At 67.5% G+C, this 25,930-nt stretch carries 22 protein-coding genes and 1 tRNA gene; 15 read left to right on the top strand and 8 right to left on the bottom strand.

Annotation, left to right across the window (positions count from 1 at the left end; all coding sequences use genetic code 11):
• Nucleotides 1-9 precede the first annotated feature (9 nt).
• The 5 genes from ACOGI8_RS13065 (at nucleotide 10) to ACOGI8_RS13045 (ending at nucleotide 7,200) form a co-directional block, all read left to right on the top strand.
• Nucleotides 10-1,068 carry a branched-chain amino acid ABC transporter permease gene (locus tag ACOGI8_RS13065; RefSeq protein ID WP_419854231.1) on the top strand — a complete coding sequence of 353 codons (1,059 nt, stop codon included), beginning with the start codon at nucleotides 10-12 and terminating at the stop codon, nucleotides 1,066-1,068.
• 29 nt (nucleotides 1,069-1,097) lie between these two features.
• The gene (locus ACOGI8_RS13060) at nucleotides 1,098-2,924 is read left to right on the top strand and encodes a branched-chain amino acid ABC transporter permease (RefSeq protein ID WP_419854230.1); all 1,827 of its coding nucleotides are present in this window, start codon (nucleotides 1,098-1,100) and stop codon (nucleotides 2,922-2,924) included.
• Nucleotides 2,925-3,003: 79 nt separating this feature from the next.
• Complete coding sequence (locus tag ACOGI8_RS13055) at nucleotides 3,004-3,948, top strand: branched-chain amino acid ABC transporter permease (RefSeq protein WP_419854229.1); 945 nt, start codon at nucleotides 3,004-3,006, stop codon at nucleotides 3,946-3,948.
• Nucleotides 3,945-5,255, top strand: a complete 1,311-nt coding sequence (locus ACOGI8_RS13050) for an ABC transporter permease subunit (RefSeq protein WP_419854228.1) — start codon at nucleotides 3,945-3,947, stop codon at nucleotides 5,253-5,255. Before ACOGI8_RS13055 ends, ACOGI8_RS13050 begins: the two co-directional genes overlap by 4 nt.
• A 229-nt stretch (nucleotides 5,256-5,484) precedes the next feature.
• Entirely contained in the window at nucleotides 5,485-7,200 is a 1,716-nt protein-coding gene (locus ACOGI8_RS13045; protein WP_419854227.1) for an ABC transporter substrate-binding protein, read from the top strand.
• A gap of 147 nt (nucleotides 7,201-7,347) precedes the next feature.
• Here the strand turns inward: ACOGI8_RS13045 and ACOGI8_RS13040 are convergent, their stop codons facing one another.
• A complete protein-coding gene (locus ACOGI8_RS13040) occupies nucleotides 7,348-8,529 on the bottom strand; it encodes a nitroreductase family protein (RefSeq protein WP_419854226.1) in 1,182 nt (393 codons plus the stop codon).
• A gap of 74 nt (nucleotides 8,530-8,603) precedes the next feature.
• On the opposite strand from ACOGI8_RS13040, the gene ACOGI8_RS13035 reads away from it, so the two are divergent.
• Nucleotides 8,604-9,746, top strand: coding sequence for an acyl-CoA dehydrogenase family protein (locus ACOGI8_RS13035; RefSeq protein WP_419854225.1), 1,143 nt, complete (start codon nucleotides 8,604-8,606; stop codon nucleotides 9,744-9,746).
• Between the two features lie 14 nt (nucleotides 9,747-9,760).
• Here ACOGI8_RS13035 and ACOGI8_RS13030 read toward each other — a convergent pair whose 3' ends face one another.
• Nucleotides 9,761-10,639, bottom strand: a complete 879-nt coding sequence (locus ACOGI8_RS13030; RefSeq protein ID WP_419854224.1) for a polysaccharide deacetylase family protein — start codon at nucleotides 10,637-10,639, stop codon at nucleotides 9,761-9,763.
• Nucleotides 10,640-10,748: 109 nt separating this feature from the next.
• Between ACOGI8_RS13030 and ACOGI8_RS13025 the strand changes: the two genes are divergently transcribed.
• From ACOGI8_RS13025 to ACOGI8_RS12995, 7 genes are all read left to right on the top strand, one after another.
• Nucleotides 10,749-12,365 carry a DUF3179 domain-containing (seleno)protein gene (locus tag ACOGI8_RS13025; RefSeq protein ID WP_419854223.1) on the top strand — a complete coding sequence of 539 codons (1,617 nt, stop codon included), beginning with the start codon at nucleotides 10,749-10,751 and terminating at the stop codon, nucleotides 12,363-12,365.
• Nucleotides 12,366-12,413: 48 nt separating this feature from the next.
• Nucleotides 12,414-12,486, top strand: a tRNA-Glu gene (locus ACOGI8_RS13020).
• Nucleotides 12,487-12,585: 99 nt separating this feature from the next.
• Entirely contained in the window at nucleotides 12,586-14,250 is a 1,665-nt protein-coding gene (locus ACOGI8_RS13015; protein WP_419854222.1) for a class I adenylate-forming enzyme family protein, read from the top strand.
• 129 nt (nucleotides 14,251-14,379) lie between these two features.
• Nucleotides 14,380-15,963, top strand: a complete 1,584-nt coding sequence (locus tag ACOGI8_RS13010) for an FAD binding domain-containing protein (protein WP_419854221.1) — start codon at nucleotides 14,380-14,382, stop codon at nucleotides 15,961-15,963.
• Nucleotides 15,960-18,338 carry a xanthine dehydrogenase family protein molybdopterin-binding subunit gene (locus ACOGI8_RS13005; protein WP_419854220.1) on the top strand — a complete coding sequence of 793 codons (2,379 nt, stop codon included), beginning with the start codon at nucleotides 15,960-15,962 and terminating at the stop codon, nucleotides 18,336-18,338. The genes ACOGI8_RS13010 and ACOGI8_RS13005 overlap by 4 nt, the downstream gene beginning before the upstream one ends.
• A 77-nt stretch (nucleotides 18,339-18,415) precedes the next feature.
• Nucleotides 18,416-19,450, top strand: a complete 1,035-nt coding sequence (locus ACOGI8_RS13000) for a helix-turn-helix transcriptional regulator (RefSeq protein WP_419854219.1) — start codon at nucleotides 18,416-18,418, stop codon at nucleotides 19,448-19,450.
• 17 nt (nucleotides 19,451-19,467) lie between these two features.
• The gene (locus ACOGI8_RS12995; RefSeq protein WP_419854218.1) at nucleotides 19,468-20,523 is read left to right on the top strand and encodes a helix-turn-helix transcriptional regulator; all 1,056 of its coding nucleotides are present in this window, start codon (nucleotides 19,468-19,470) and stop codon (nucleotides 20,521-20,523) included.
• Nucleotides 20,524-20,533: 10 nt separating this feature from the next.
• Here ACOGI8_RS12995 and ACOGI8_RS12990 read toward each other — a convergent pair whose 3' ends face one another.
• Nucleotides 20,534-21,340: an endonuclease/exonuclease/phosphatase family protein gene (locus tag ACOGI8_RS12990; RefSeq protein WP_419854217.1), complete on the bottom strand. Its 807-nt coding sequence runs from the start codon at nucleotides 21,338-21,340 to the stop codon at nucleotides 20,534-20,536.
• A 77-nt stretch (nucleotides 21,341-21,417) separates the two neighbouring features.
• Here ACOGI8_RS12990 and ACOGI8_RS12985 point away from each other — a divergent pair, with 77 nt between their 5' ends.
• Nucleotides 21,418-22,149: an alanyl-tRNA editing protein gene (locus tag ACOGI8_RS12985; protein WP_419854216.1), complete on the top strand. Its 732-nt coding sequence runs from the start codon at nucleotides 21,418-21,420 to the stop codon at nucleotides 22,147-22,149.
• A gap of 50 nt (nucleotides 22,150-22,199) precedes the next feature.
• A complete protein-coding gene (locus tag ACOGI8_RS12980) occupies nucleotides 22,200-23,756 on the top strand; it encodes a DNA-methyltransferase (protein WP_419854215.1) in 1,557 nt (518 codons plus the stop codon).
• 6 nt (nucleotides 23,757-23,762) lie between these two features.
• Here ACOGI8_RS12980 and ACOGI8_RS12975 read toward each other — a convergent pair whose 3' ends face one another.
• The 5 genes from ACOGI8_RS12975 to ACOGI8_RS12955 all read right to left on the bottom strand — a co-directional run bounded on the left by ACOGI8_RS12975 (nucleotide 23,763) and on the right by ACOGI8_RS12955 (nucleotide 25,897).
• Entirely contained in the window at nucleotides 23,763-24,503 is a 741-nt protein-coding gene (locus ACOGI8_RS12975) for a PIG-L deacetylase family protein (protein WP_419854214.1), read from the bottom strand.
• Nucleotides 24,493-25,101 (bottom strand): 2-phospho-L-lactate guanylyltransferase, encoded by a 609-nt coding sequence (gene cofC / locus ACOGI8_RS12970; RefSeq protein WP_419856411.1) that lies wholly within the window; start codon nucleotides 25,099-25,101, stop codon nucleotides 24,493-24,495. The genes ACOGI8_RS12975 and cofC overlap by 11 nt, the downstream gene beginning before the upstream one ends.
• 60 nt (nucleotides 25,102-25,161) lie before the next feature.
• Nucleotides 25,162-25,368, bottom strand: coding sequence for a hypothetical protein (locus ACOGI8_RS12965; RefSeq protein WP_419854213.1), 207 nt, complete (start codon nucleotides 25,366-25,368; stop codon nucleotides 25,162-25,164).
• Nucleotides 25,355-25,612 (bottom strand): toxin HicA, encoded by a 258-nt coding sequence (locus tag ACOGI8_RS12960; protein ID WP_419854212.1) that lies wholly within the window; start codon nucleotides 25,610-25,612, stop codon nucleotides 25,355-25,357. The genes ACOGI8_RS12965 and ACOGI8_RS12960 overlap by 14 nt, the downstream gene beginning before the upstream one ends.
• A gap of 63 nt (nucleotides 25,613-25,675) precedes the next feature.
• A complete protein-coding gene (locus tag ACOGI8_RS12955; protein ID WP_419854211.1) occupies nucleotides 25,676-25,897 on the bottom strand; it encodes a CopG family transcriptional regulator in 222 nt (73 codons plus the stop codon).
• Between the last annotated feature and the right edge of the window lie 33 nt (nucleotides 25,898-25,930).

Raw genomic sequence — 25,930 nt, 5'->3', positions numbered from 1 at the left:
GGGCAGACCGTGAACTGGAACTTCGAGATCCTCCCGGATTTCATTTTCAACGGCCTACGCGACGGCGCCGTCTACGCCGCCGCTGCGTTGGCGCTGGTGCTGATCTTCAAGGCCACCACGCTGATCAACTTCGCCACCGGTGAGTTGGCGATGCTCGGTGCGTTCTTCGTCTATGTGCTCAACATCGAGCAGGGTCTGTGGCTCTGGCTATCGATCGTCATAGCGATGGCCGTCAGCGCTGCAATCGGTGCGGCCGTCGAGCGAGCACTCGTCAGACCGTTCGACCCGGCCGACCACCTGCCTGTGGTGCTCATCACCCTAGGTTTGTTCCTGATCATCAATGCCGTCGCTGGCGATGTCTGGAACTACCAGGTCCGGCGGGTGAACGACCCCTTCGGTCACTTCCCGAGCTGGGTGCCGAACGGCAGCGAGCTCAAGACCTCCAGTGAAGGCACCATCGCGTGCCTCGAGAATGCCGACGGCGAACTTGTCACGGCAGCTGACGGCACCGCCGGTGCCGAGATGTGCGAGATGGTGGGCCGCACCTTCTTCGAGGTCATCGGAGCCCGCCTGCACTACCGCACCATTGGCACGTGGATCGCACTGGCCCTCGCACTGATTGCACTTGCAGTCATTCTTGGCAAGACGAAGGCGGGCCTGGCCTTCCGGGCGGTGTCGTCCAATACCGAGTCGGCACGGCTGGTCGGCGTCAACACCGGCCGCACGCTGGGGTTCGGCTGGGCGCTGGCCTCGGTGTTCGGCACGCTCTCCGCCGCCCTGGTGGCACCGGCGCTGGGCGGCGTCAACCCCAACATGATGCTGACGATCCTCATCTACGCCCTGGCCGGCGCCGCCCTCGGCGGCCTCGACAGCCTCGGCGGCGCCGTCATTGGCGGCTTGGTCGTGGGGCTCATCAAGTCGGTGTTGGTCTCATGGTTCGGCGTGGTCGTGCTCGGCCAGGCCTATTTCTCGATCTTGCAGCTGGCCATGGCATTCCTGCTGATCTTGATCGTGCTGTTGTTCCGTCCAGCGGGTCTCTTCGGAACCCGCCGTATCGAGCGCGTCTAGCTCAACGACCCAAAGGGAGTTGCTGAGGTATGAGTTCACCACTGCTCATCGTTTCCAGGGGCAGCACACAGCACCGCCAGTGGCGGTTCCTGAGCTGGGGCTACGCCGTGGCGCTGGCGATCCTGGTGCCACTGGTCCTGCAGCCGTTCGAGATCGGCAAGATGAACCGCGCACTGGTCCTCATGGTGGCCGTGCTGGCGGTCAACCTGGTCGTTGGCTTCAACGGCATGCTCGCACTCGGGCACTCGGCGTTCATGGGCATCGGTGCATTCGTTGCCGCGTCGATGGTCCAAGACGAGCTCTGGGACTACTGGATGATCATCCCGGTCGTCGTGATCGTGGGGTTCGCCATCGGCATCATCGTTGGCCTGCCTGCGCTGCGTGTACGAGGTCTCTACCTAGCCTTGGTCACCATCGCTCAGGCGGCGGTGTTCCCAACGCTGGTGAACATCGACGAACTCGGCATCGCACGCCGTACCGGCGGCCCGAATGGCCGAGACGTCATCGAGGAAGTCGATCGGCAGGAGAGCGGCTTCTCCAGCTTCTTCGAGTGGCTGCCCGGTGTCGACGGTGCGCGTGGCGCGAATGCGTATCGCTACTGGATCCTGCTGATCATGACAGCGATCGTCATTGCGCTGGTCCGCAACATCATGCGCAGCCGGCCGGGCAGGGCGGTGCTTGCGATCCGCGACAGCGAGGCTGGCGCTGCGGTGTACGGCGTGAACCTGCCGCTGTACAAGACGGTGAACTTCGCGCTGAGCGCCTCGCTGGGTTCGCTGGCGGGCCTCATGTGGTGCCTCGACAAGGGCTTCGTGGCCGGCCAGGACTTCACGTTCCTGCTGGCAGTCGACCTCATCATCGGTTTGGTGATCGGCGGTGTCGGCACGCTGCAAGGCTCGATATTCGGTGGCTTGTTCGTGGTGTGGGTGCGAGATCTCACCAAGAGAATCTCCATCCCGTTGGGCTTCTACACACTTGACGGCGATGGCCCGCTCTCCGCGGCCATCTTCGGCCTCATCCTCATCCTGTTCACCTTCTTCGCCCCGGGCGGCATCGCCTCGATGGTCACGGCGATACAGAAGAGGATTATCCAGGTGGTCCCGCTGACGCCGTCTGGCGACCCCATCACCCCGCTCGAGGATCTCGACCCCGGTCCATCCTCCACCCGAGCTACGTGGGCGATGAGATTCGCCATCGCCGGCCCGGTGCTGCTGGTCATCGGTTGGGTGCTGATGAACGTCGACAACCTCATCGTCGGCACGCTGGCATTCGCATTGCGCTTTGCCATCGTGGTGCTCGCACCGGTCGTGATATTCGTCTCGATGAACGAGCTCCGTGCGGCGAAAGCCGGCCGGCGCGGCGAGAACGCCGCTGCAGTGAGCTCGCAGGCCAAGACAGCCGGCGTCCTCGGTGTGTTGAGCTTCGCCTACATCCAGGCGTTCGCCCTGAACATCGCGCTGCGAGCCCACCACGTCGGACACCTCGCCCGCGAATCGGTCGCAGTGAATCCCGACGGCAAGACGGTGCCGGCTATCCCGCTGGTCAATGAGGCAGCGAAGGCGAAGGACTTTGTGGGCACGCCGGGCGAATTCTGCGGCACCTCGCCCTCGGGCGAGATCAGCGACATGTCAGTCAGCGAGTTGTGCAACGTGGCATCCGATGCCATCGATGCCTCCGAGACACCGGTGGGCTTCTGGCTCATCGGCTGGCCGACACAGAGCATGCTGTCGCTGGTGCTGAGCATCGTCGTCATCGTGGCGACGATCATTGTCGGCCTGCGCTACTTCGTGTTCGCCGACGAGAAGGCCGAGACGGCTCCCGAGCCAGCGCCTGAAGACGTCGGCGCCTCTGCGTAGATGTAGAGCGACGCCGAGCTTCCCGCCTCCATTGGAGCGCTGGGGTTCGGTCGACATTGCTGAAGGCTGAGCAGTAGCGATGGATGTAGTACTGCTGCTGCAGCGAATCTTCGATGCACTGTTCAACAGCGCTATCTACTCCTCGCTGGCGCTGGCGCTCGTCATCATCTTTCGATCCACCGGGCTGCTGAACTTCGCCCAGGGCGAGATGGCCACCTTCTCGGCCTACATCGCCTTCGTTCTGCTCGCCGGCGCGGCACCAGGTGTCACCGGCGGCGGGCTGGCGTCGTGGATCGGAGCACCGCTCGTGACGCCGCTGGCGATCGGAGGCGCGGTCGTCATCGGCATCGCGGCCGGCGCAGCGACCGAACGCGTGCTGATACGGCCGTTACGAAACGCGCCGGAGCTAGCGCTCGTCAATGTGACGATCGGCATCTTGCTGGCGCTGAACTCGTTGATGGGCCAATGGTGGGGAACTGGACCGCGTGTCTTCCCGCCGTTCTTCCCATCGAATCCCGGTGATCACTTCGCGATCGCAGGTGCCCGCCTGCGCTTCTCCACGGTCGGGGCGTGGCTGGTGCTGTTCGCGCTCCTGACCGTGCTGGCCCTGTTGCTGCGCTACACGAGAGCCGGTCTCGCTTTCCGGGCGGTGTCCATCGATTCGGAATCGGCCGCGTTGAACGGCATCCGCGTTGGTCCGACGCTGATGTACGGCTGGGCGCTGGCGGCGGGCCTCGGTGCCATTGCGGCAAACATGAGCGCGAATTCGGTGCTCCTTGAGCCCACCATGATGGTGCGGGTGCTTGTGTACGCCTTCGCCGCGGCGACGCTAGGCGGGCTCGACTCGCCCAAGGGAGCGCTGGTCGGCGGTGTGGTTATTGGCCTGAGCCAGACGCTGATCCCGGCATATGTGCCGTTTATCGGCTTCGAGCTCAGTGTGCTGCCCGCGCTGGTCGCCATGGTGGCGGTGCTGATCGTGCGCCCGGCTGGCTTGTTCGGCACTCAGCGGATCGAGCGGGTGTGAGCGACGACAACTGGCCCACGCCGCTGCCGCGCCCAGGCGACGATGACGAAACCCCGGGCGCCGATGCCAGCGTGTTCGCTGTCTTCGCCCCGCCCGACGACCCAGCCGCCGAGGCGCCCGTCAGAACGCCGCCCGAAGCTGGCGAGCCGGCCGAGACTGCAACATCGGCCGAAGCTGACGAGCCGTCTGGATCAGAGGCGCTGGGCGCCGAGCCTGCCGGGGCCGCGCTCAGCGTGCGCAGCGGCCCGCCAGCCGCATCCGACGTTGGCACAGCCGTGCTCGGCGCCGGCGGCGCAGATCGCGTTGTGGGTTCGCGGCGGCGGATCGGCCCGCTCAGCTGGATCGGCGCTGTATTGCTGGGTGTGTGGCTTGTGGCGATGCCGCTGACCAGCTCGGTGACCGAACTGCGGCAGAACACCCAGATCATCGTCATGGTCCTCGCCGTGCTGGGCGTCAATATCGCCACGGGCTACGGCGGCATGATCAGCCTCGGCCATGGGGTCTTCGTGGCTGTCGGCGCGTTCGCAGCCGCCTACGCAGTCGACGACTTGGCGCTGCCGTGGGCCCTCTCGATCCTGGCCGGAGCCGCGTTCGCAGGCGTCATCGGCGCATTGGTCGGCCTGCCAGCGCTCCGCATCAAGGGCATCCACCTTGCACTGGTGACGCTCGGGCTGGCCATCGTGTTCCAGCCGCTCGCCAAGCGAGTGCCGGCGTTCTCCGGCGGCGTCAGCGGCAGGGCGGTCGGCGCCGAATTGGTGCCGCCGTCGTGGTTCGGCACCAGCCGCTGGGCCGAGGGGCTGTACCACTACCTCATCTGCCTGGTGGTGGTGGGGTTGGCGATGTGGCTGACGCACAACATCATCAAGAGCAGACCCGGCCGCGCCATGCGTGCGGTGCGCGACAACGACACCGCAGCGGCTGTGTACGGGGTGAACCTGGTGGCCTCCAGGGTCAGCACGTTCGCTGTGAGTGCATCGCTGGCAGGCCTCGCAGGCGCCCTCGGCATCGTCTTGGTGCCGTTCGCCTCACAGGAGTCGTATCCGTTCCAAGAGTCGCTGGTGCTGTATGCCACCGCCGTGCTCGGCGGATTGGGCTCGCTGTGGGGTTCCGTGCTGGGTGTCGCGATCCGGGAGGTCTTCTCGAGGATCGGCGAACTGCTCGGCGATGTGAGCGGCTTGGGCCCGCTCGGGGAGTTCCTGCGCCTGCTCGACGAGGAGCAGTTCGTGTTCGGTGTGCTGCTGGTGGCCCTGACGTTCGTCTTCCCACGCGGTCTCATCGGCATGTTCAATCGCCGGCGGGACGACTAGGCAGTTCGTGCTGCAATACGGCCCATCCGGACGCGGTGAGCGAACACCCGCAGACGCGCTGCTCACACCTGCGTCGGGCGGATCACAGATTCGAAATCGTCGCAGAATTGACATAACCCGCCCGGTGACCAGTCCCAGGACGCGAACTAGCGTCTCGATGGACCGGTTAGGGCATCTGTGCGATTCCGCTGCCGGTTCATCATTTTGCAACCAATTGGGGAGACACAACATGACGAAGCGTCGAATGTGGCGCTTGCTAGCTCTGCTCTTCGCGTTCTCGCTCGTAGCCGCTGCGTGCGGCGGCGGCGATGACGACGCAGACGCTGACGCTGGCGAGACAGAGACCGAAACCACGGCCGCTCCGAGCGAAGGCGAGGAGATGGCCGAGGAAGAGGAGATGGCAGAGGAAGAAGACGAGGGTGCCACTGGTGCTCTCGGCGGCGCCGCTGCTGAGGAAGACATCGAAGCCGCCGTTGCTGGCGAGGACGAGGAAGAGGAGATGGCCGACGAGGAGATGATGGAAGAGGAGGAGATGATGTTTGATCGCTCCACTCTCCAAGGCATCTTCGACGAGGCCGCCGCCAGGCGTGCCGCCGCTGTTGCATCGCTGACTGAGAAGATCGAGTCCGGCGAATACGGCGTCGGCGACGACGGCATCCTGCGCGGTCCTGCGGGCTTCAACATCGACATTTCCGCGTGCCCCGACGACTGGTCGGACACCACGGGCATCACCGACTCGCAGATCCGCATCGGTCACACCACGGCCCAGTCGGGCAACCTTGCCGCCTACGGCAACATCGCCTACGGCTGGGAGAACTACTTCAACTGGATCAACGACAACGACCCGATCATGGTCGGCGGCTCGCCGCGTGACCTGACGCTGATCATCAAGGACGACGCCTATGTCGCCGCTCAGACGATCGAGTTCGTGGACGAGCTGATCGAGGCGGAGAACGTGTTCTCGATCCTGACGCTGGGTTCGCCCAACACCCTCGCGGTGTACGACAAGATCAACGAGGAGTGCATCCCGCACCCGTTCGTGATGACTGGCCACCCGGCCTGGGGCGACCCGGTGAACCACCCGTGGACCACCATCATGCAGATGTCGTACTCGACGGAGTCGATCCTGTGGGGCGCGTGGATCAGGGAGAACCTGCCTGACCTGCTGCCGGTGAAGGTTGCCGGTCTGGTGATGGACAACGACTTCGGTCTGGCTTACGAGCTGGGCTTCGAAGAGTGGGCACACGCCAACACTGATGTGGTGAGCGAGTACCTGCCTGTGCGTCACGACCCGGCTGCGCCGACGCTGACCAACGAGATGACCACCATCCTGGCCTTCGAGCCGGACGTGTTCATCTCGATGACGGCGGGCAACCCGTGCTTGCTGGCCATCCAGGAAGCCGGCCAGAGCGGCCTGATCGATGACATCAAGGCCAAGGGCGGCGCGCTGTTCACGCCGTCGGTGTGCAAGGGCATCGAGGCGTACATGAAGCCCGCTGGCGACTTCGCCCACGACTGGTGGATCATCGGCGGCGGGTCGAAGGACTCCACCGATCCGAAGTTCATCGATGAGCCGTTCATGTCGTTCGTCAACAGCAACCTCGAGGCGGGTGGCTTGGACCCGGCGGTGTCGCTGTACGCCATCGGTTACACCTATGGCTACCCCTACGGCGAGGCGCTGCGCATTGCTGCTGAACTGCCGGGCGGTTTGAACCGGACGAACTTCATCTTGGCGGTGCGGTCGATCGACATCTACCACCCGATGCTGCTCGACGGCATCATCACCCAGCTCAACGGCAACGCGGATGCGTACTTCGTTGAGGGTTCGGACTTCAGCCAGTTCGACGCCAACGAGCAGACCTGGAGCCAGGTCGGCGATGTCGTGGACGTCAACGGCAAGTCGACGAACTGCGCCTGGGACAAGGACAACGGCGGCTGCCGCTAGGCAAACGCCACCAGGAGGTCAGACGCCCAGCGTCTGATTCCTGACTGACCAAAACGGTCAATGGAGAGGGCCGGCGGGCAACAGCCCGCCGGCCCTCCCGCGTGCGTGCAGTGTTCGGCGGCCGCCAAGTGAATGTCTGGCAGCTCGTCAGTCGCCGTCGACGATGGCTTTGACGCCCTCGACCACGCGCTGCATGTTGGCCCGCAGCACGTCGCGGCGCCGGTTCAGCACGCGCTGCTCCTTGGCGGGATCGCGCAGAGCCATGGGCACTGTGCCGTTGTTCTCCTGGCCGATGAGCATCGAGAACCGCAGCCGGCTGCCGCCGCCCTGCTCGGCGAGGTCGAACCGCCACACGGCACCGGGGTTCTCGGTGTCGGTGACGCGCCATTCGAACGCCGTGCGCTCGTCCCAGGCGGTCACGATGCAGTCGGTCTCCCAGTCGAACACGTCGGGGATGGAGTTACGGCCCCGGAACGTCGAGCCCACGCCCGGGTCGCCATCCGAGGTCCACTCGGCGCCCAGGAATTCCTCGGAGAACTGCGCCGGCATGCTGATGTCGGTGATGACGTCCCACACGGCGCGCGGTCGGGCGTCGGTGTCGATCTCGGCCACCACGCCCTGACCGTCGGCCACCCGGGCGGTGCCGTCGTCGCTGGGCCGCTGGCGGGTGAAGCCCCACTGGTCGAAGTAGGTGATCTCGCTCGCCGGTCGGCGGGGGGCAGGCGAGAAGTCGGTTCCCTTGGTGTAGGCCACCGGGAAGCACACCAGCGTGGTGAGGCCCGGCGGCATGCCCAGCAGCTCGGCCACCTCGTCGGACTTGTTGTTGAGCATGGTGGCGTAGGCGGTGCCGAGGCCGCGGGAGCGCAGCGCCAGATTGAAGCTCCAGGCGGAGGGGATGGCGCTGTCGAACAGTCCCGGTCGGCCGCTGTCGTCGTGGATGCCCCAGATCGCCAGCATCACGAGCGCCGGGGCCTTTGCATAGTTCTCCACGAGGTAGGCGCTGGAGCTGACGATGTGCTCCTTGGGATGGCCGGTGCCGTCGAGCCGCCCCCGGGCATTGATGAAGATGGTGCCCACCTCGGCGTAGAGCTCGCCGAGCCGATCCTTCAGGTCTTGGTCGCGGATCACGACCCAGCGGCGGCTCGCATCGTTGCCGCCCGTCGGGGCCTGCTCCGCGAGGTCGATGCACTCGAAGATGAGCTCGTCGCTGACCCAGCGGTCGAAGTCGAGCCGCTTGCGCACGGCCCGGGTGGTGGTGAGCAGGCGATCCACCTGGTCGAGGTCGAAACCGGCCTCGGAGGTGCGTTCCCCGGAATCAGAATTCTGCATTTCGGTACCCTAAATCGCCGCTGCACAGCGGTGCCGAGCCCCGCTGTCCGGTGGCCGAACCCGAGGAGAGCGCAGTGCAGTTGACCGACGAGCAGCAGCAGATCCGCGACGTGGCCAGAACGTTCGCGCAGCGCGAGATCGCGCCCCACGCCGCTGAGTGGGACCGCGCCGGCGGAACGCCCCGCGAGCTCTACGCCAAGATGGCCGACGTCGGGCTCATGGGGATGATGGTCGACCCCTGCTGGGGCGGCGCAGGCGCCGACTTCGTGTCCTATGCGCTGGCCATCGAGGAGGTCTCCGCTGCCGACGGCGGCATCAGCAACATGATGGCGGCGAACAACTCGCCGGTCGCCGTGGCGATCCAGCAGTCGGGCACCGAGCAGCAAAAGCGCGACTACCTCACCAAGCTCACCAGCGGCGAGTGGCTGGGCTGCATCCACCTCACCGAGCCCCACACGGGCTCCGACGCTGCGGCCATCCGCACCCGGGCCACCCGGGACGGCGACGAGTACGTCCTGAACGGCCACAAGGCGTTCATCACCGCCGGCTCGACCTCCGACGTAGCGATGATCGTGGCGGTGACCAATCCGAGCGCCGGCAAGCGGGGCATGACGACGTTCATTACGCCCACCGACAACCCCGGCTACCGCGTGATCGCCAAGGAAGACAAGCTCGGCCACCGCACCAACGACACGTGCCAGGTGGTCTTTGAGGACATGCGCGTGCCGGCAAGCGACGTCCTCGGCGAGATCGGGCGCGGCCTCGGCATCGCGCTGGGCAACCTGTCGCTGGGCCGCATCGGCGTCGCGGCCCAGGCCACCGGCGGGGCACGGGCTGCGCTGAAGGCCGCTCATTCCTATGCCCAGGAGCGCGAGACTTTCGGTCGTCCCATCGTCGAGCACCAGGCGATCTCGTTCACGCTCGCCGAGATGGCCACCCAGATCGAAGCCGCACGTCAGCTCTACCTGCACGCAGCACAGATGCGCGACCAGGGGCTCGAATGCGCCCGAGAGGCCTCGATGGCGAAGCTGTTCGCGTCGGAGATGGCCGAGCGGGTGGCGTCGAAGGCCATCCAGATCCACGGCGGGTACGGCTTCCTGAACGACTACCCGGTGGAGAAGATCTACCGCGACGTGCGGGTGTACCAGATCTACGAGGGCGCCTCAGAGGTCCAGAAGCTGCTGATCAGTCGCATGCTCGACGGCGTCGAGGGCTAGAGGCAGAGCCGCCGCTACTCGATGCCGAGCTGGCGACCGGCGCGCCAGGCGTCGGCCACGTCGCACATGCGGGTGTAGCTCACGCCCAGGTCGGTCATCTGGTCGATCCACCGCTCCATCTCGTACAGGCGCCCGCCGCGGCCGATGGCCTGCGGATGGAACGTGACTGTGCACACGCCGTGCTGCACCTCGCTGGCCATCCACTTCACATCCGACAGGAACGTGTCGAACATCGTTCTGGGGTTCTCCAGCCCGGTCAGAATCGTGTTCTTGAACGTCACGAATTCGAGGTGGACGTAGTCGTCGAGATGCCAGCTGAACGGCAGCTCTACCAGGTCGACCTGCTCGCCGAACTCCATGGGCCCGTCGAGCGGGAACTGATCCCCGGTGCGCAGCCAGTAGGGCGCGTAGTCGTGGCCCATGAGCGACGAGTCGTAGCTCAGGCCGTATTCCATCAGCAGGTCGATCGTCCACGGGTTGATGTCGCCCGAGGGCGCCCGGTAGCCCTTCGGCGGAGCACCGGTGAGCGATTCGATCTGGGCGAAGGTGCGCTCGAGGATGGCTCGCTCCTCGTCTTCGCTGAGCCGGGGGTTGTACTCGTGGGCGTAGCCGTGCAGCCCCACCTCGCATCCGGCGTCGACCACCATGCGGGCCGCATCGGGGTAGGTGTCGATGGAGTGGCCCGGGATGAAAAAGGTGCTCGGGATGTCGTGGCGGGCGAGCAGCTTGAGGATCCGCGGCACGGCCACGGCGCCGAATTCGCCGCGTGAGATGGGCGTCGGGGTGGTCTGGCGTCGCGCTATCCACAGCGACGGTCCGTCGAAGTCGAAGGTCAGGCAGACGTACCCCGCCGGATTGTCAGGTATCGCCCCGTTGCTTGCACCGTTGTCCATCGTGATTCCCCCTTCGTGATGCCGCCGCAGCGGCCGCTCACGCTTGCCGTTCTAGCCCACCCGGCCCGACCATGGCACAGCGGGGGGCTGCCATAGGCTCGGCCGCCGTATGCGAAAGCTGATCTGCGCAGCCGTGGCGATGAGCCTGCTTGCCGCGGCCTGCTCGAGGGCATTCAATCCGGTGCCGCCCGAGACGTCGCAGCCAGATGCCGCGACGACCCAGGCTCCCGTCGGCGAATCTCCCGAAGAACAGGCAACGGCCACCGAGCCCGCCGCTGACGACATGGGGCCACCCGACACCACGCCGTCCGACACGGCACCGCCGCCGACCACCCAGCCGTTCTTTCCGGGCACCGAGGACGGTCGGCCGTTCCTGGAGCTGACGCTGACCGAGAAGATCCACGAGTTCCTGGAGCTGCCGAACACCGCATTCGCCGCGAACATCGCCGGCGAGATGGGCCTGACCGGCGACCAGCGGTGGGTGCCCTGGGTCATGGACATCATGCGCACCGCCGGTTCCCGCAACGTTTCCGATACGTCGATGGGGGCGCTGGAGCGGCTGACGGGCATCGAGAGCTCAGGCGACTTCAACACCGACTACGTGCGATACGGCTCGTGGTACCGCACCAACGGCGTCGATCCCGGCGAGGGCTACGAGACCTTCAAGAGCGAGCTGTACGCCTACCTCGACTTCCGCTTCGGGGACATGCTCGCCCAGGTCACCGACCGGGTCACGCTGGGCGCGATCCAGTTCGGCGGGGTGCGCCGGGGCGGCATTCCGGAGCTGAACAACCCTGAACGGCTCACCCCTGCCCAAGCCGACTTCATGACCGATGAGGAATTGGTGCTGGGCGTGGTGATCGGTGGCGAAGCCGCGGCGTACCCGGTGCGGTTCCTGGCACGCCACGAACTGGCGAACGACGTGGTCGGCGATGTGCCGGTGGCGCTCGGCTACTGCACGCTGTGCCTCACGGCGCTCATGTTCGACCGGCGGCTGCCCAACGGCGACGTGCTGTCGTTCCAGACCTCGGGCCTGCTGATGGACTCGAACAAGATCATGATCGACAACGAGACCGAGAGCCTGTGGAACCATCTCTCGGGCACCGCGTTCGCCGGCCCGCTGGCCGGCACGAAGCTGGAGCAGTTCCCGGTGGCCACGACGCGCTGGTCGGACTGGCTGGCCGTTCACCCCGACACGTTCACGCTCGACACACCCCCGCCGACGTATTTCCCCGAGATGCCGGAGCGTCCGCCGATCACCTACGACTACACGCCGGGCGCGGCGTACCGCACGTACTACTCCAGCGAGGATCTGTGGTTCCCCACCTTCGAGACGCCCGATGTGTTCGAGCTGAAGGAGGAAGTGGTCACCGTTGATCGCGGCGGCCACACATTGGCGCTGGGGCTGGCGGAGCTGGAGCGGCAAGGCGCGTTCGTGTACGTGCTGGGCGGCGAACCGCTGGTGATCGTGCCGAACCAGGGCGGCGCCAGGGTGTACAGCGCCGCCGATGCGGCCGGCGTGCCCGCCGAGGCGTGGCGCCACGGTGCCCCCGTGGAGGTGGCGCCTGGGGGAGTGCTGCACGACGAGCTGCGCGTCAACGGCGTGGACGGCCGCAATCGCATCGACGTCACGCTGCCGCGCATCGTTTCGTCGCAGTCGTTCTGGTTCGCCTGGTACGGCCTGCACCCCGACACCGACATCTGGCCCCCCGCCGACCAGCGCTAGCGGTCCAATCTGGGGCGGTGGCTATGCTGACTCCTCGCATCTCAACCAGCCCCCATCGTCTAGCGGCCAAGGACACCACCCTCTCAAGGTGGCGGCACGGGTTCGAATCCCGTTGGGGGTGCGCTATGCCCGCTCGATCCGGGTGCTCGGCGGGCGCCAGTCCGGTTGAGCCGCCCGAGAGCCGGGCACCGGTGCCGGTGTGCCGAGGGAGCAGCCCGAGATGAGCGATGGGCAGGAGTCGCACTGGTCCCGGCACCTGCCGGCCGGCGGCAGCGCTGCCGACGTTGATCTGAGTGCTGGTGGCACGCTGCCCGCGGTCTGGCTGGACCGCTGGTCGACCGATCCGCAGCGGTACGTGGTGTGGGATGGGCGTGACGGCTGGGTGACCGGCGGCCAACTTCTGGAGCGCGCCCAGCATGTAGCCGAACGCTTGGTAAGTGCGGGCATAGTCGCCGGCGACCGCGTGTTGATGAGCGGTCCGAGCTCGTCCCGTTTGGTTGCCGCTCACGCTGCACTGCTGGCGATGGGTGCTGTGGTGGTGCCGTTGAACGGTGCCTACCGAGCCGATGAGGTGCGCGGCGTGGTGGCCGATTGCCGTCCCGCAGCAGCGTTGGTGGAAGGCGTCGGCAAGCCTGGCGAGTGGCACGAGTGGATTGCTGGCGCCGATCCAGCAGTGCTGATCAGCGATTTCGATGCCGCCAACCTGCTCGCGGGCCGCGTAGGTGCCGCCGGGCACTCCGCTGGCAGCGCTGATGCAGTCGTTCCCGGTGGCGTCGGTGCCGCGCCCCATGAAGCGTCCGGATTCGATCTGTTGGCGTTCGCGCATCAACGTCGGGGTGACGATCCCGCGCTCATTGGGTACACGTCGGGCACAACCGGGCAGCCCAAAGGTGCGGTGCTGAGCCATGCGAACCTGCTGGCGTCGGTGCGAGCGTTGGAGCTGGCGTGGCGCTGGACACCCGACGACGTGCTCGTGCTGGCGCTGCCGCTGTTCCACATGCACGGCCTGGGCGTGGCGCTGCACGGCACGCTCACCGTGGGCGCCCGGGCTGTGCTGCAGCCCACATTTGAGCCCGACGCCGTCTTCGATGCCATCGCAGGCCGAGATGGCACGGGGGAGCACCAAGCCACCATGTTCTTCGGCGTTCCGACCATGTACTCGCGGCTCGTGAACTCGCCGCGGGCCGCTCAGCTGTCGGGGCTGCGGCTGTGCGCGTCGGGTTCGGCACCCATGCCTGCTGAGCTGCACGACGCTGTGCGGGAAGCCAGCGGCCAGCACGTGATCGAGCGCTACGGCATGACCGAGACCGTCATGCTGGTGTCGAACCCGCACGACGAGCCTCGCCGAGCGGGTACGGTCGGCTTCCCGCTGCCCGGCGTGGAAGTGCGTCTTGAAGCGCTCGACGTCAGTGACGGCGAGGGCGAGCCGGCGGCTGGCCCCGATGCTGCGGAGATCCTGGTGCGGGGGCCCAACGTGTTCTCCGGCTACTGGGAGCGGCCCGCCGAGAATGCGGCGTCGTTCAGCGACGGCTGGTTCCGCACCGGCGACTTGGGCCAGTGGGATGACGGCTACCTGCGCATTGTCGGCCGCGCCAAGGAGCTCATCATCTGCGGCGGCTTCAACGTGCACCCCCGCGAGGTCGAGGAAGTCATCGCCTCGCACCCCGATGTCGCCGAGTGTGCAGTCGGCGGCGAGCCCGACTCCGAGTGGGGCGAGGTGGTGGTGGCCTACGTGGTCGCGGAGCGCGACTTCGACGACGACGAGCTGAAGGACTTCGTGGGCGAACGCCTCGCCTTCTACAAGCGGCCCCGACGCACTTACCGCATCGCAGCGCTGCCCCGCAACGCCCTCGGCAAGGTTCAGCGCCAGATGCTGGGCGGGTAGGCGAAGGCAGAGCCCGGGCGGCCCGTGAGTCCCATCGTGCGCGAACGGGCGACATGAACGAGCAGCACGAAGTGCATCAGCGCAATGCGTTCTCTGCTGGCGGCGCAATCTGACACCCTTGTATGCGGCATGTTTCAGCTTCATGAGGTGCAGCGGGCGGTCCCGCTGCCGGGCCGGTATGTGGCCCCCAGCTCGCTCGACGAGGCCGTTGAGCTGCTCTCGTCGCACCGCACGGCGGCGCGGCTGATCGCTGGCGGCACCGACCTCATGCTCGAGCTCTCGCGCGGAGCGCGTTCAGGTGTGAAGCTGCTGGTGGACATCTCGGGGCTGCCCGGTCTCGACCGGATCTCCTACGAAGGCGAGCGGGTCACGCTCGGGCCGCTCGTCACCCATGCCGATGTCATCGCCTCGGAGCCGATGCGCACGGCCGGCCTGCCGCTCGCCCAGGCGTGCCTGGAGGTGGGCTCGCCGCCGCTGCGCAACCGGGCCACCGTGGTCGGCAACATCGTCACCGCCAGCCCGGCCAACGACACCATCTCGGCGCTCGCGGCACTGGATGCCACAGTCACCATGACCTCGGTGCGCGGCGAGCGAACTGTTCCCATCAGCGAGTTCTTCGCCGGCTTCCGCCAAACCGTGCTGGAGCCCGACGAGATCGTCACCGCTGTTTCGTTCGGTGCCCTCGACGGGGCGAACCGGCCCCATGATCGGCGCGGTGTGTTCGTAAAGCTTGGCCTGCGGAGGGCGCAGGCGATCTCGGTGGTGCACGCCGCCGTGGTCGCGGAGTTCGACGGCGGCCGGGTGGCTGACCTCGTAGTCGCTCTCGGCAGCGTCGCGCCCACGATCATCGCCGTGCCCGAAGCGGCCGAGCTGGCTGCTGGTCGGGAACTGGCCGAAGCCAGCGCCGACATCACGGCTGCTGCATGCCGGGCGGCAACGCCCATCGATGACATCCGCGGCAGCGCCGAGTACCGCTCGCACACGGTCGGCGTCGTGGTGGACCGGGCGATCGCGGCCCTCGCCAGCGGCACCGAATCCGACCGCTGGCCGGAGCAGCCGCCACGGCTCGCACCCACCGCAGCCGGCGATCAGTCGAGTTCCGCGGCGACCTCGACGGCCGCGTGGGGCGGCGGTGTGACAGCCGGTGCAGGCGCTGAGCCGAGCCGAGAGGCTGACGTACGCGGCGGCGAGACCCGTGGCGAGCTGGCCGACCGCGACGACACGATCACCGCGACGGTGAACGGCGTGCGGCGCAGCGCAGCGGGGGCTGCGGGCAAGACGCTGATGGACTGGCTGCGCGACGATCTCGGACTCACGGGCACCAAGGAGGGCTGCGCCGAAGGGGAGTGCGGCGCCTGCACAGTGCATCTTGACGGTGCCGCGGTGTTCTCGTGCCTGGTGCCTGCGGGCCGAGCTGACGGAGCGAGCATCACCACCGTCGAAGGCGTGGCTTCGCCCGGCGGCGACCTGCATCCCTTCCAGCAGGCCATGGTGGACACCGGCGGCGCCCAGTGCGGGTTCTGCACGCCGGGTTTCGTGATGAGCGCCGTGGCACTGCTCGACGAGATTCCCGAACCCACTGCCGAACAGATCACCGTGGGCCTGTCGGGCAACCTCTGTCGCTGCACCGGCTACTGCTCGATCATCGAAGCGATGCACATCGCTTCGAGTGACGCAGCAGCGGTGCACACCGCGGCCGGGGACCCGTCGTGAGGGAGGGCGCCGCCCCAGGCGAGACCGGTGCGGTTGTCGAGCTGGAGATGCCCGCAGCGACGGCGGGCGGCACCGGCCAGTCGCCGCCGCGTGCCGACGGTCCTGCCAAGGTCGCCGGGCTGGCCGGCTACCCGGCGGATCGTATTCGTGCCGATGCGCTGTGGGCCTTCGCCGTGTTCACCGACCAGCCCCATGCCCGCATTCGGCGCCTCGACCTCGCCTCAGCCGAGCGCGCCCCGGGCGTGGTCGCGGTGCTGGGCTCAGCCGAAGTGCCCTGCAACGAGTACGGGCTGACCAAGTTCGACCAGCCGGTGTTCATTGGTCTCGAGCACACCGGCCGCAGTTCGGTGCCGTGCGACGTATCTCGGTGGGAGGCCGACCACCTGGCGCTGATCGTCGCCGAGAGCCTCGACGAGGCGCGTGCCGCCGCTGCTGCCATCGAAGTCGAGTGGGAGCCGCTGCCGGTCGTAGCCGATCTGGACGCGGCGCTGGCGCCCGACGCTCCACTCGTGCACCCCTACGAAGACATCGGCTCGAACCTGTACGAGTCGATGCGGACCCGCAAGGGCGATCTCGATGCCGGCTGGGCCGCCGCCGCCGTCACGGTCGAGGCCACCTACGAAGTGCCTTACCAGGAGCACGCCTACCTGCAGCCCGAAGCGGGCACGTCGTGGGTGGATGCCGAGGGCATCATCAACGTTGAGATCGCCGGCCAGTGGGTGCACGAAGACCGCGAGCAGATCGCTCACGCACTCGATCTGCCCGAAGATCGCATCCGGGTTCGCTATCCGGCCATCGGCGGCGCATTCGGCGGGCGCGAGGACACGTCGATGCAGATCGTCCTGGCGCTGGCCGCCCGTCGGCTGGCCGAACGGGGCATCGACCGCGCCGTCGCCATGCAGTGGTCGCGTGAGGAGTCCATCGTGGGCCACCACAAGCGGCATCGCGGACGCATCTGGGCCCGCTGGGGCGCCGACCGCGACGGCAGGATCACCGCAGCACAGGCCGAAGCCTGGCTGGATGCCGGGGCCTATAACTACACCTCCAACAAGGTGATGGGGAACCTGCATCTGGGTCTCGGCGGGCCCTACGAGCTGCCCAACGCCGCCATCGACACCCATGTCGTGTACACCAACGCCACGCCCGGGGGAGCGTTCCGGGGCTTCGGCGCTCCGCAGGCGGCCTTTGCGGTGGAATGTCAGGTGAACAAGCTGGCAGAAGCGCTGGGCATGGACCCGGTTGACATCCGCCGCGTCAACACCCTGCGCGAGGGATCGCCGAGCATCGCCCACACGCCGATGCCGGCCGGTGTGACCATGCCCGAGGTGATCGAGGCATGTGCCCACGCCGCGGCGCAGCCGGCCGGCTCAGGCAGCGCCTCCCTGGAGAGCGACGCCAGCAGCTCGGGGTCCGATGACCCGATGCCCGATGGGCCGGCGCTCTTCAGCCCGTTCGTTTCGCTGCCGGCGCGGCCTTCGTCGCTGCGCCGCGGTCGCGGCTTCGCCTGCGCATTCAAGAACGTCGGGTTCTCCTTCGGCTTCCCCGAGCGATGCGAGGCCACGATCGTGTTGCACGGCGAGTCTGGCGATGACATGCCCGCGTCGGTCGAGCTGGCCCACGCCGGTGCCGATGTCGGGCAGGGCGCGCATACCGCGTTCTTGCAGATGGCTGCCGAGGCGACCGGCGTCGACCCGTCCCGTGTCGTGGGCCGCTTCAGCGACACCGGCACATCGGGCGACTCGGGCTCGGCGTCGGCTTCCCGCCTGACGTGGATGGCAGGCAACTCGATCCTGGGTGCCGCCGAGGAAGCCGAGAAGGCATGGCGTGAGGGCGCCCGGCCGGCCGTCGGGCACTTCCGCTTCACGCCCCCGCCCACCACCGAGCTCGACCCCGAGACCGGCGAGGGCACCCCGAACTTCACCTACGGCTACGTCGCCCAGCACGTCGAGCTCACCGTCGACATCGACACGGGACACATCCGCATCGACCGAGTGATCAGCGCGAACGACGTTGGACGGGCCATCAATCCACGCTTCGTGGTCGGCCAGATCGAGGGCGCGGTGGCGCAGGCGCACGGTCACGTGCTCAGCGAGCACCTGCGCAGCCGGGACGGCCGGCTGCTGAACCCCCGCTTCAGCACCTACTTGATTCCGGGCATCGGCGACATCCCGGTCACCACAGAAAGCGTCGTGTTGGAGCTGGCCGACCCGCTGGGCCCGTTCGGTGCCCGCGGCATGGCCGAGATGGGCGTGATCCCCTATGCACCGGCAGTGGCCGCAGCGCTGGCTGACGCAACCGGCGTCTGGATGGACGACTTCCCGCTGACGCCGGAGCGTGTCTGGGCGGCGCTCAAATCCGCACGCGACAACGGCTGAGACCCGGTTTCGGGCAGCACCGCCGTCGGGCCGATAACCCAACGGGCCCCCGACACCGCAGTCCTACACTCCGAAGCGTGGCAGCGAGATCACGGCCGGATGCGACCGAGCGCGTGATGGAGCTGGTGATGTACCTGCTCGCTCGCGATGTGCCCAAGACGCGTGAGGAAATCTGGCGTGACACCGGGCTGTACGCGCCCGACGGCACCACCGACAAACGCCAGCTGGACAGTGCCCGCGCCTCGTTCGAGCGCGACAAGGCGCTGATCCGCAACCTCGGCGTGCGCATCACCGAGTCGATCGAGCACGACGGCGCCACGTCGTACACGATCCGCCGCGAGGACTACTTCCTGCCCGACCTGCAGCTGACTCCCGACGAGCAGCTCGCGCTGCGCTTCGCCGCATCTCGGGTGGATATCGGCGAGACTTGGGATCTCGAAGCCGTCGCCAAGCTCACGAGCACCGAAGCTGGCGCAGGCGCCGAGGGCGGGGCGGCAGCGGGAGGCGGGGATGCGGCTGGCCACAATGCTGAGTCGCTGTCAGCAGATGTAGCGCTGGAGACGGCTGCCGCGCAGCAGACCGCCGGGTCGCTGCTGCCGAAGCTGGCCGCCGCTGCTGCCGAACGCGCGCAGGTCCGTTTCGCGTACGGGGGGCGTCGGCGCGACGCTCAGCCGCTCGGTCTGCTGTGCCGGGCGGGCTACTGGTACTTGGCCGCACGCGAAGACGACGTGGTGAAGACGTTCCGGGTGGATCGCATGGAGAGCGACGCGGACGTGGGGGAGCGAGGGGCATTCGCCCGCGCCGACGTCGATGTCGCGGCGCTGCTGCCGAGCGAGCCGATGGAGATCGACTTCGGCGACGACTTTGTGGCCCGGGTGCAGATCGACACCACCATGGCGCAGCAGCCCACGGCCGAACGAGGCCGCGTGGTCGAGCGGCATGACGACGGCTCGGTGACGGTGACGGTGCGGGTGCGCAACCGCGCCGCGTTTCGCGTCTGGCTGCTGGACATGGGACGCCACGCCGTCGTGGAATCGCCGCCGGAACTGGTCGACGAGATCACGTCGTGGCTGCGAGCACTGGCGAGCGATGCAGGGGACGGCGACCGGTGAGGGGGCCCAGTACGTCGGTGAAGATCGAGCGCCTGCTGGCCATCGTGCCGTGGGTGGTCGAGCGAGGCGGAGCCACCGTGGGCGACATCGCCGAGCGATTCGAGATGCGTCCGGCTGCCGTGTACGACCTGCTGCTCGCCGCCATGTGTTACGAGGTGACCGGGGCAAGCGCCTATGAGAATCTCGGCATCGTCGTGTTCGGCGACGACGACGAAGCTGGCGAGGCGTGGGTGCATGTCGAGCCGGGAGCGATGCTGGATCGGCCGCTTGACTTGTCGGTGCCGCAGGCGTTCGGGATCCTCGTAGCGGGTCAGTCTGCGCTGGCCTTGCGCGGCGCCGACCGGACGGGCGCGCTGGCGACGGCGCTCGACAAGCTGCGTGCGGCGTACGGCGAGCGAGTACGGGTGTCGGTGGAGCTGCCGCTGCCGCGCAGCCTGCCGACGCTGCGGGAAGCCGTACGCGCTGGCACCACCGTCAGCATCCACTACTACACCCCGAATACCAACGCCGTCAGCGAGCGTCGGGTGGACCCGCTGGACGTCTCGCTGGCCGACGGCCACTGGTACCTGCGGGGCTGGTGTCACCTGCGCCAAGACCTGCGCTCGTTCCGGGTCGACCGCATCGAGGAGTGCAGCGACACCGGCGAACTGCATGGCCGTTCGGCCGAGCCCCGCGAGGCGCCAGGCAGCCCGGCCGAGCCGCGCGAGGCGCCAGGCAGCCCGGCCGAGCCCAGCGAGGCGCCAGGCAGCCCGGCCGAGCCCAGCGAGGCGTCAGGCGAGCCGGCCGGTCTCGGAGCTGTTGCGCCGGCCGAGTCCGACGAGACGACCGATGTGGTGCTGTCGATTCCGCGCAGCGACTTGTGGCGAGTGGAGGCGTACCCATCACGGGAGGTACGCGACGACGGCGACCGGTGCATCGTGACGTACGCGATCCGCAGCCCGTTCGTGCTGAGCCAGATGCTGCTGCGCCTCGGCGCCGAGACGCACGTCGTGAACGCGGCAGAGCTGCCGCCCGAGCTCGCCGAAGCGGGCAGTGCTGCCGCTGCGTCGATCCTGGAGCTCTACGAGACCTGACGCCTCCGGCTCAATCGACCAGGTCCACGACCAGTCCGTAGTGGTCGGATGGCACGACCCCGTCGACGGATTCGGCGCCGATCAGCCGGATACTCGTGATGTTCCCCTGCGGAACCGGGCGCGGTGTCGACACGAACACATAGTCGATGCGCCGGTTCGGCCACATGGCTTGGTGCAGGTAGGGGTTCTGGCCGCTCCAGGTGAAGCCGGGGCCGTCACCCGCCTGCGCCCACGCGTCGCTCCAGACCAACTTGGGCACTGGTGGCGGGCGTTCGCCGGTCAGCAACCGGATCTCCTCGGAGCTCGGGACGGCGTTGAAGTCGCCTGCCATGACGATCGGGAAACCCTCGGGATCGTGATGAGGCGCTGCCAGCTCGCACAGCGTCGACACCTGTGCCTGGCGGATCTCGCTGAGATGGAAGCGGTGCTCGAGGTGGGTGCAGATGACGGTCATAGCGCCGTCTGCGCGGGCGATCCGGGCCACGACAGCGGTCCGGTGCCCGGACTGCTGGCCCTCGGGCGATGAGGGGTCGCCGACCGCCAGCGAGTGCGAGCTGGATTCGATGATCGCTGTGCGGCTCAGGATCGCGTTGCTGAACGACAGTCCTCGCCGCCCGAAGCGCGGGTGGTGTGCGACGTTCATGCCCAGCGTGTCGCCGAGCAGATCGGCCTGATTCTGGCCATCGCGCTCGGCCCAGATCTCTTGGCAGCACACGACGTCGGCGTCGAGCTCGGCAAGCGTCGCGGTAATGGCCTCGTGGCGGGCCTCCCAGTTGTCCCCGAATCGCCACCACAGGTTCCAGGTCACGATGCGCACGGCGTCACCGTAACGGCCACCGCCACCGCCGGGCCGACTGACCGATGCGGCGGCCGGGCGCCGTATCGTCTGCGGCGATGAGCGCCGAAGCGAATACCGACCAGATCTACCTGCGCGATGCGTACCAGCAGACTGTCGAGGCGATGGTGGTCGCTGTGCGTGACGATGCGGTTGCCCTCGACCAGACGGTCTTCTATGCCACCGGCGGAGGGCAGCCGCACGACACCGGCACGCTCGCCGACCAGGGCGGCAACACCTGGCAGGTGCACAACGTGCGCAAGGAAGGCGACCTCATCTGGCACTGGGTAGGCGGCCAGCCTCCACCGGAGGGAACTGCAGTCACCGGCACAGTCGACTGGGAACGCCGCCTGCAGCTCATGCGCACCCACACCGCGCTGCACATCCTGTGCGGGGTCATCTGGAACGAGTGGGGAGTGCTGGTGACCGGCGGGAACATGGAGCCGCTGGCTGCCCGGATGGACTTCGAGTTCAACCCGCTGCCCGAGGGCTTCGCTGCACGGGTCACCGAGCTGGTCAACGCCGAGATCGCCGCGGACCGGCCCATCGAGGTGAGCTTCTTGGAACGGTCGGTGGCGCTGGCCGATCCCGAGCTGATCCGCACCAAGGTCAACCTGATCCCCGAGTGGGTGACCGACATCCGGGTGGTCGACATCGTCGGGCTCGATCGCCAAGCCGACGGAGGCACCCATGTGGTGTCCACCGGCGCCGTGGGCCGCTTCGAGATCACCAAGACCGAGTCGAAGGGCAAGGGCAACAAGCGCGTCCGCATGGTGCTCCACGACGCCTAAGCAGCGGCCCGCTCTTGGCGGGCGCGCGCTTGTTCGGTACCTTGGAACAAATGACTCCCCGGGAGCCATTGGTCGGAACGCGCACCGTCGCGCCGTCTGCTCGCCGTACGGCAACGTCTCGCTTCGGCGCCTCCCGGCGCGAGGGCCACGATGCTTCGGCGTTCTACGAGCGCTTCACCCCGCCGGTGCTGTCCGATGACGACACGGTGGCTCGGGGACCCGACTTCGACCCTGAGCTGGCCGAACGTCTCGACGATGGCTGCTTCTGCGGCGACGCCCGGCAGATGGCCGAACTGCCCGATGCGTGCGTGGCGCTCGTGGTCACCTCACCGCCGTACTTCGTGGGCAAGTCGTACGAAGATGCCATCGCTGCCGGCACCGACAGCCGCATTCCCACCAGCTACTTCGACTACCTCGACATGTTGCGGGACGTCTTTGCCGAGTGCGTGCGGGTGCTGGAGCCAGGCGGCCGCATTGCCGTCAACGTGGCGAACCTGGGTCGCAAGCCGTACCGCAGCCTGTCGGGCGACGTCGCGAAGATCTTCGAGGAGCTCGGCCTGCTGCTGCGCGGCGAGATCGTGTGGCAGAAGAGCAAGGGCTCGAGCGGGTCGTGCGCATGGGGATCGTTCCGCAGCCCGTCCAACCCGACCCTGCGCGACACCACCGAGCGCATCGTGATCGCCAGCAAGGGCCGCTTCGATCGGGCGCGCTCGGCGGCACAGCGCGAGGAGGAGGGACTGCCGCATCGCAGCAGCCTGTCCACCGACGAGTTCATGGAAGCCACTATCGACGTGTGGGACATGGGGCCCGAGAGCGCGCAGCGGGTGCGACACCCGGCGCCGTTCCCGCTCGAGCTGCCCCGGCGCCTGATCGACTTGTACACCTACGAGGACGACCTCGTACTCGACCCGTTCATGGGTTCGGGCACCACCCTGGTTGCAAGCGTGCTGTGCGGCCGGCGGCCGGTGGGCTACGACCTGAATCCCGACTACGTGGACTTGGCACGCGCACGGGTCGCTGCCGCAGCCTCAGCGCAGCCCGACGCGCCGCCCAACACGGAACAGCCACCGTTGTTCGAGTTGAGCACGGCCGCGCCGAAGGCAGTTGCTGATGCGATGACCGCCGACGCGTTCGTCCGTCAAGCCACGGAGGCAGGACGCAAGGCCCACGACATCGCCGCCGACCTGTTGGAACGCTGTGGTTTCGAGGTGCTGCGAAGCCCCGCGACAGTACGGGGCGCCGGGGTGAAGTTCAGCTTCTTGGTGGCCGACCGGGCGAACCGTGAGTGGTGGATCGATGTGGCCGGGGCGTTCACCACCGTGCGTCCCGGACTGCTGCGCGCCGAGACACTGTGGAAGGCACTGGGCCGGGCGTCGGTGCTGGCTTCGGCCCAGCCCGGTGCACGCTTGCTGCTGTTGACGCCGCACCTGCCCCGTGTGGGTGCCGAAAGCGACCGTGCACTGCGCACGCTCGGACCAACTGCAGTCTTCGACGTCATCGAGCTGTTCGACGAAGCTGCCGTGGCCAGGCTCGCGAGTTACGCCGATGGTGCCGCGACTCCGCTCGCGGGCTTCTGGGACGACAGCGAGATTGACACCGCGCCCTAGCGAAGCTCAGATGCCGTCGATGCGCTTAAACAGCTCCGCGTAGGCGAGCCCGGCCTGCTGGCCGCTGGCCGCTGCGACGGCGTCGACCCAGTCGGCGAAGCGCTGCACCTGGGCGGGGTTGTCAGGGTCGGTGATGTCATGGGTGGTCACGAACTGGGTGTGGTGGCACAGCAGCGCCTCGGTCTTGGCGGCAGTCCAGCCCTCGACGTTCTCCGCGTGGTCGGGTTCGTCGGCCTCGAACAGCAGCAGCTCCTCGGGTCGGTGCGGCGGCAGGCCCTGCTCGGGGAAGAAGAACGGGTCGCGTGCGGCGACCACGCTCTCGACGGCCAGCAGACCCGCGTGGCGATGATCGGGATGCAGCCGGTAGCGCTTCCATGGGTCATGGCCCAGCACGACGGCTGGGCGCAGTTCGCGGATGACCCGCGCGACCTGGGCTCGGGTCGCGAGATCGCTGTCGAGCTCGCCGTCGACGTGGCCGCCGAAGCGCACCTCGCCGGTGCCGCCGAGCGCGCCAGCGGCGGCGCGCTGCTCGTCCTGGCGGGTTCGCACCAGCGCCGCCTGGTCGCACTCGGCGTCCCACGTGCCCTTCGAGCCGTCGGTGCAGATGAAGTGGTGGACCACCGCGCCGGCGGCTGCCCACTTGGCCAGCGTCGCCCCGCAGTCGAACTCGGCATCATCGGGGTGCGCGGCAATGACCAGCGCCGAAGCCGGCACCGCCAGGTCAATCGAGAAGCCCTCAGCGCCCATCAGCAGTTGCAGACCCGGTCAAGCCTGCTGCGTCGAGGTCGTCGGGTGTATCGATGTCGAACTCCAGGTCGGCACTTCTCCTCACCCGCAGGTCGAGGCCGCGGCGCAGGGCTTCGGTGCAATGTGCCCTGAACGAGCCAGGCCCGTAGTGGAATTCGAAGCCGGTGCCGAGCGGCAGCGCCATCACATTGGTGCCGTCGAGGTGCCGGTCCGGGACGATGGTCACGGTGCCGGTCTCGGCGAGGCCCGAGAGCGTCTGCGCATGCGGCAGGTCTGCATGCGCGACAACAACGTGTCCGGATCCGTCAACGTCGAGATCGAGGTCTGCTTCGAGGGCGGCGACTGCTGCGCTGATTGCCGGGTTCAGGCCATCGGCGTCGATCCACAGCACCTCGGCGCCGACCGCACGAGCCCAGTCGGCAACCTCGTCGTTGTCGCAGACGACTCGGACAGGGAGCGACCCGGCGGCTTCGACGACTTGGCTCGCCATGGTGCGCGCCAGCTCGTGGCGTTCGGTGTCGCTCAGGCGATCAGCGAGGCGGCCCTTGGCGAGCCGGAAGCCCTTGACGGGAATGAGCACGGTCGGCGTGACGCTCATAGCAGTCACCCGCGGCGAGTGTATGACCGCTCACAGGGCGGAGCGCAGCCGTGGCCGTGCTCAGGCGGGCGGCTGCGGGTCGGTCCCGGTGTCGCGCAGGCCCAGCACCTCAGCAACGACTGCCCGGATGCCAGCTTCGGCAGCCTCACGCTTGGGCTCAAGCCAGCTCGCCAGTGGGAAGGCGTCGCACAGCCCGACCCATTCCTGATCTTCCTCAGACCACTCGGTGCGAAACCGGTATTCACTCGGGAGTTCACATGTGGCCATTACGCGCTTCCAACTCCTCGATTGCTTTCAGTACTTGGCGAACTTGATACGGCTTCGCACTTGCTCCATGCGGCTGCAGAACCAGTATGCGCGACTCCGACCATCTCACATCGTAGATGCGGTGACTGCCCGCGATGCGTGTCGGCTCGCCGAAGAGCGCGTCGCACACGCTCACGAGCTCTTGCCACGGCACATTGCGCGGATTGCGCCGAATTCGAGCGATGCGCTTGCGCAACCGGACCATGTCGGAACGCTCTCACATGTTTTAAATATATTTCAACTGATTTTACTAGAGTTGGCAAGTGGATCAGACTCGCTGCCATTCATCTCGCGAGGGGACGTCGATATCGGTCAAGGCACCGAAGGCACGTGAGAAGCTCGCTGAAGCATCGGGGACATGTGACGAGAAGTAGGCGTCGATTGCCCGGCGGACGATCTCGGCCGGCGTGACTCCCTCGATGGCTGCGAGTTCGTCGATACGTTGACGCTGCTCCTCGGTGAGGTACACCTGCGTGCGAGTCGCGGCCATACAGCGCAACATACGGCGTACGCGATGTGCTGG

Origin of the sequence: Candidatus Poriferisodalis sp., from assembly GCF_965204195.1 — a bacterium.
Taxonomy (GTDB): Bacteria; Actinomycetota; Acidimicrobiia; order Acidimicrobiales; family Poriferisodalaceae; genus Poriferisodalis.
This window is presented reverse-complemented; position numbering and strand designations above follow the sequence as displayed.

Coding starts and splice junctions, on each gene's coding strand:
- ACOGI8_RS12960 (WP_419854212.1), bottom strand. CDS start 25,612: ATGGTCCGGTTGCGCAAGCGCATCGCTCGAATTCGGCGCAATCCGCGC.
- ACOGI8_RS13030 (WP_419854224.1), bottom strand. CDS start 10,639: ATGGACAACGGTGCAAGCAACGGGGCGATACCTGACAATCCGGCGGGG.
- ACOGI8_RS12955 (WP_419854211.1), bottom strand. CDS start 25,897: ATGGCCGCGACTCGCACGCAGGTGTACCTCACCGAGGAGCAGCGTCAA.
- cofC (WP_419856411.1), bottom strand. CDS start 25,101: ATGAGCGTCACGCCGACCGTGCTCATTCCCGTCAAGGGCTTCCGGCTC.
- ACOGI8_RS12985 (WP_419854216.1), top strand. CDS start 21,418: ATGAGCGCCGAAGCGAATACCGACCAGATCTACCTGCGCGATGCGTAC.
- ACOGI8_RS13040 (WP_419854226.1), bottom strand. CDS start 8,529: ATGCAGAATTCTGATTCCGGGGAACGCACCTCCGAGGCCGGTTTCGAC.
- ACOGI8_RS13055 (WP_419854229.1), top strand. CDS start 3,004: ATGGATGTAGTACTGCTGCTGCAGCGAATCTTCGATGCACTGTTCAAC.
- ACOGI8_RS12980 (WP_419854215.1), top strand. CDS start 22,200: ATGACTCCCCGGGAGCCATTGGTCGGAACGCGCACCGTCGCGCCGTCT.
- ACOGI8_RS13015 (WP_419854222.1), top strand. CDS start 12,586: ATGAGCGATGGGCAGGAGTCGCACTGGTCCCGGCACCTGCCGGCCGGC.
- ACOGI8_RS13045 (WP_419854227.1), top strand. CDS start 5,485: ATGACGAAGCGTCGAATGTGGCGCTTGCTAGCTCTGCTCTTCGCGTTC.
- ACOGI8_RS12965 (WP_419854213.1), bottom strand. CDS start 25,368: ATGGCCACATGTGAACTCCCGAGTGAATACCGGTTTCGCACCGAGTGG.
- ACOGI8_RS13060 (WP_419854230.1), top strand. CDS start 1,098: ATGAGTTCACCACTGCTCATCGTTTCCAGGGGCAGCACACAGCACCGC.
- ACOGI8_RS12975 (WP_419854214.1), bottom strand. CDS start 24,503: ATGGGCGCTGAGGGCTTCTCGATTGACCTGGCGGTGCCGGCTTCGGCG.
- ACOGI8_RS13010 (WP_419854221.1), top strand. CDS start 14,380: ATGTTTCAGCTTCATGAGGTGCAGCGGGCGGTCCCGCTGCCGGGCCGG.
- ACOGI8_RS13025 (WP_419854223.1), top strand. CDS start 10,749: ATGCGAAAGCTGATCTGCGCAGCCGTGGCGATGAGCCTGCTTGCCGCG.